Origin of the sequence: Streptomyces sp. KLMMK (assembly GCF_036961605.1) — a bacterium.
In the GTDB taxonomy this organism is placed as follows: domain Bacteria; phylum Actinomycetota; class Actinomycetes; order Streptomycetales; family Streptomycetaceae; genus Streptomyces; species Streptomyces telluris.
Genome location: NZ_JBAMDC010000533.1, coordinates 1 through 3,710 on the forward strand (window position 1 = coordinate 1; position 3,710 = coordinate 3,710).

4 protein-coding genes and 1 pseudogene are annotated in these 3,710 nt (G+C 72.8%); 3 read left to right on the forward strand and 2 right to left on the reverse strand.

The annotated features are described in order from the left end of the window. Together V7793_RS35020 and V7793_RS35025 are read right to left on the reverse strand one after the other, a co-directional pair. A partial coding sequence (locus V7793_RS35020; RefSeq protein ID WP_336013730.1) for an ROK family protein occupies positions 1-508 on the reverse strand: 508 nt, incomplete at its 3' end. Positions 509-806: 298 nt separating this feature from the next. Then, positions 807-1,760: an SIS domain-containing protein gene (locus tag V7793_RS35025; protein ID WP_336013731.1), complete on the reverse strand. Its 954-nt coding sequence runs from the start codon at positions 1,758-1,760 to the stop codon at positions 807-809. A 186-nt stretch (positions 1,761-1,946) separates the two neighbouring features. On the opposite strand from V7793_RS35025, the gene V7793_RS35030 reads away from it, so the two are divergent. The 3 genes and pseudogenes from V7793_RS35030 to V7793_RS35040 form a co-directional block, all read left to right on the forward strand. Further along, positions 1,947-3,230, forward strand: coding sequence for an extracellular solute-binding protein (locus V7793_RS35030; RefSeq protein WP_336013732.1), 1,284 nt, complete (start codon positions 1,947-1,949; stop codon positions 3,228-3,230). A gap of 10 nt (positions 3,231-3,240) precedes the next feature. Next, on the forward strand, positions 3,241-3,543 hold the full coding sequence (locus V7793_RS35035) for a DUF3263 domain-containing protein (RefSeq protein ID WP_336013733.1): 303 nt from the start codon (positions 3,241-3,243) through the stop codon (positions 3,541-3,543). A gap of 31 nt (positions 3,544-3,574) precedes the next feature. Then, positions 3,575-3,710, forward strand: a pseudogene (locus V7793_RS35040) (trehalose-phosphatase); the annotation flags it as partial.

A 3,710-nucleotide genomic window follows, 5' to 3' on the forward strand; every position in this document is an offset into this window, starting at 1 on the left:
GTACGCGGATGTGGCCGATCTCGCCCGCGCCGCCGTGGGCGCCGGCCTCGATGCGGCCCTCGACGCCGATGGCGCCGGCGATGCCGGTGCCGAGGGCGACGAACAGGAAGCGGTCCGTGCCCTCGCCCGCGCCGATGCGGCCCTCGGCGAGGCCGCCGGTACGGACGTCGTGGCCGAGGGCCACGGGGGTGCCGCCCAGACGGCGGCTCAGCAGATCGCGCAGGGGGACGTCGCGCCAGCCGAGGTTGGCGGCGTAGACGGCGGTGCCGGCCGCGGCGTCCACGATGCCGGGCACGGCGATGCCCGCCGCGGCCGCGGGCTCGCCGAAGGCGGCCTCGCCGGTGGCCGCGAGCTCGGCGGCGAAGTCCAGGATGCCGGTTATGACGGCGTCCGGGCCCCGGTCGCGGCCGGTCGGGCGGCGGGCCTCGTGCAGCAGTTCGTGGTCCGGGCCGATCAGGGCGGCCTTGATGGCGGTGCCGCCTACGTCGAGCGCGATGACGTGTCTCACGGGGACAGTGTCGCGTGTCCGCGCACGAAAGGTCTAGTCCACTCGCCCGTGGGTGGGTGTTTCCCCGCCTCCGGCGGGGTTCCGCGCCCGCCCGGCGACCCGCGTGGCGGAACGTGGCGCCGTCGCGGCGGGGTGGAGCGGCTGCCCGGCGGGGAAGGAGCGGGGGCTTGCGCCTGCGGATCCGCCGCCGGGTGCCTCAGTGGTGGTTGCGCGCCGCCGCGTCGGAGGGGAGGGGCCGCCCGGCGGTCAGATCGGATACGAGTCAGATCAGATACAGGTCAGGTCGGGGGAGGACAGTTCAGCCGTTCAGGATCACGCTTCTCGTCAGGTTCTTCGGGGTATCCGGGTTCAGGTTGCGGGACTCCGCCACCGCCACCGCCAGGCGCTGGGCGCGGATCAGGTCCGCCATCGGGTCCAGGCGGGCGCCGTCCGCCACGAGGGTGCCGCCCGTGCGGGAGATGTCCGTCTCCAGGCCCGCCGGGGCGGTGCCCAGGAGCCAGGCCACGCGGCCCGGGGCCGTGATCGCCACCGGGCCGTGGCGGTACTCCATCGCCGGGTACGCCTCCGTCCACGCGCCCGCCGCCTCCCGCATCTTCAGCGCCGCCTCCTGCGCGAGGCCGTACGCCCAGCCGGCGCCCAGGAAGGTCCACTGACCGGCCGCCAGTACCTCCACCGGCAGCGGGTCCTTCAGCGCCGTCTCCGCGTCCGCCGCCGCCTCCGCCATCCCCTTCACGCCCGCCGGCAGCGCGCCGCTCGCCTCCAGGCCCGCCCGCAGGTACGCCAGCGCCGTCGTCGCGAAGCGGGTCTGGACCACCGATGCCTCGTCCGCCCAGTCCAGCACCGCCGTCCCGTCGGCCCCGCGCACCACCGGCGACGCCGGGTCGGCCGTCAGCGCGAAGACTTCCCAGCGCTCGCGCACCTCCTCGATGAGGTCGAGCACCTCGGTCGTCGTCCCCGACCGCGTGATCACCACGAGCCGGTCGTACGTCCGCATCACCGGGAACTCCGACGCCGGGAAGGCGTCCGTCTCCCCCTGCCCCGACGCCTCCCGCAGCGCCGCGTACGCCTGGGCCATGAACCACGAGGTGCCGCAGCCGGTCACGGCCACCCGCTCCCCGGGGCGTGGCAGGCCCGTCGTGCCCGCGGCCGCAGCCGCGGTCTCCGCCGCGCGCCGCCAGCAGGCGGGCTGAGTGGTGATCTCCGCAGAGGTGAGAGAGGGGGTGAGAGAGGGGGTGAGAGAGTGCTCGGACATGCGCTTTCTTCTCCTTTCACCGGTGATCTCCGTGCATAGCAGCCCCCGCCCCGCGCGGGAAGGGCGATACCGAAGCGAAACCGGAGTCGGCTGGACCGTATGGTGGCCCGCGGGGGAAACTCACGGTTCTTACGGTCTTCAGCGGACGATCAGGACGATCACAAACCACGAAGGTGGGAAGCAGTAGTGCAGCGGCGGCGGTTCTTGGGTCTGACGGCGGCAGGTGCCGCCACGGCGGCGTTGGCGCCCGCGCTGACGGCGTGCGGGAGCGACGGTGGCTCCGGCAGCAAGACGCTGCGCGTCGTCGCGGCCGACTACGGCGACAGCGAGGCGAACAGCTCCCAGAAGTACTGGGACGCCCTCGCCCGCGACTTCGAGGCCGAGAACAAGGGCATCAAGATCGACGTCCAGGTCCTGAGCTGGACCGAGGTCGACAAGAAGGTCGCCGACATGGTCGCGGCCGGCAAGGCCCCGGACATCGCGCAGATCGGCGCGTACGCCGACTTCGCCGCGGCCGGCAAGCTCTACAGCGCCGACCAGCTGCTGACCATCCCCACCCAGGCCGACATCATCGCCCCGATCGCCCGCGCCGGCGAGGTGGCCCGCGTGCAGTACGGCCTGCCGTTCGTCTCCAGCACCCGGCTGCTCTTCTACAACAAGGCCCTCTTCGCCAAGGCCGGCATAGTGAAGGCCCCCGAGAGCTGGGACGAGCTTCAGGCCGCGGCCAAGAAGCTCCAGACCGCGGGGGTCAAGGTTCCCTACGGGCTGCCGCTCGGCCCGGAGGAGGCGCCCGCCGAGACCATGATGTGGATGCTCAGCGGCGGCAGCGGCTACACCGACCACAACGGCACGTACACCATCCAGTCCACCGAGAACATCGACACGTTCACGTGGCTGCGCGACGAGCTCGTCGGCAAGGGGCTCACCGGCTCCCTGGACCCCTCCCGCACCAACCGCCAGAACGTCTTCGACGCCTTCTGCCGCGGCGAGGTCGGCATGCTCAACGGCCACCCCACGCTGATGAAGCAGGCCGAGGCCAAGGGCATCAAGTACGGGACCGCGCCGCTGCCGGGCAAAAAGGGCAAGGCCAAGGCCACCATGGGCGTCGCCGACTGGATCATGGCGTTCAAGGCCGGCGGCAACCGCGAGGAGATCGGCCGCTTCCTCGACTTCGTCTACAGCACCAAGAACGTCCTGGCCTTCACCAACCAGTACGACCTGCTGCCGGTGACCACCAGCGCCTCCGAGAAGATGGCCGGCGACAGCCGCAAGAAGCACCTCAAGCCGTTCCTGGAGCAGCTGGAGAACGCCGAGTTCTACCCCGTCGACAAGACCTCCTGGGCGAAGGTCAGCAAGGCCCTCAAGGAGAAGATGGGCTCGGTGGTCGTCAAGGGCGGCGACGCCGCGAGCGTCCTGGGCGAGATCCAGCGCGAGGCCGACGCCACGGAGCTGGCCGGCCACGGCAAGTAGGCTGGGCGGCGTGAGCGACGAACAGCCCGGCGAGCCCTCCGGGGGGGATCTCCCCGAGCGGGAGCCCCGCGAAGAGGGTCTCCCGGAGCGCGGGCTCTCCGAGCTCGACCTCGCCGTGCTCGCCCTGGAACGCCGGGCCTTCTCCGGGCCCGGCGCCAAGGAGCGCGCCGTGCGGGAGCGGCTCGGGATGACCCCGACCCGCTACTACCAGCTGCTCAACGCCCTCCTGGACGATCCGCGGGCCCTCGCCCACGACCCGGTCACCGTCAACCGGCTCCGGCGCATCCGGGACGCACGCCGCGAACGCCGGTAGCCGGCGGCGCCCAGCCAGTAGGGTCGGCCCCATGGGCAGCCCCTCCCTCCCCGTCCCCGTCACCCCCGCCGGCCGCGACGGCCTCGCCGCCCTCCTGGCCGGCCCGCAACGCGCGGTCGTCGCGCTCGACTTCGACGGGACGCTCGCCGGGATCGTCCCCGACCCCG

What these genes read in the sequence shown, in the direction of transcription:
- V7793_RS35025 (WP_336013731.1), bottom strand. Translation starts at nt 1,760, where the DNA reads ATGTCCGAGCACTCTCTCACCCCCTCTCTCACCCCCTCTCTCACCTCT.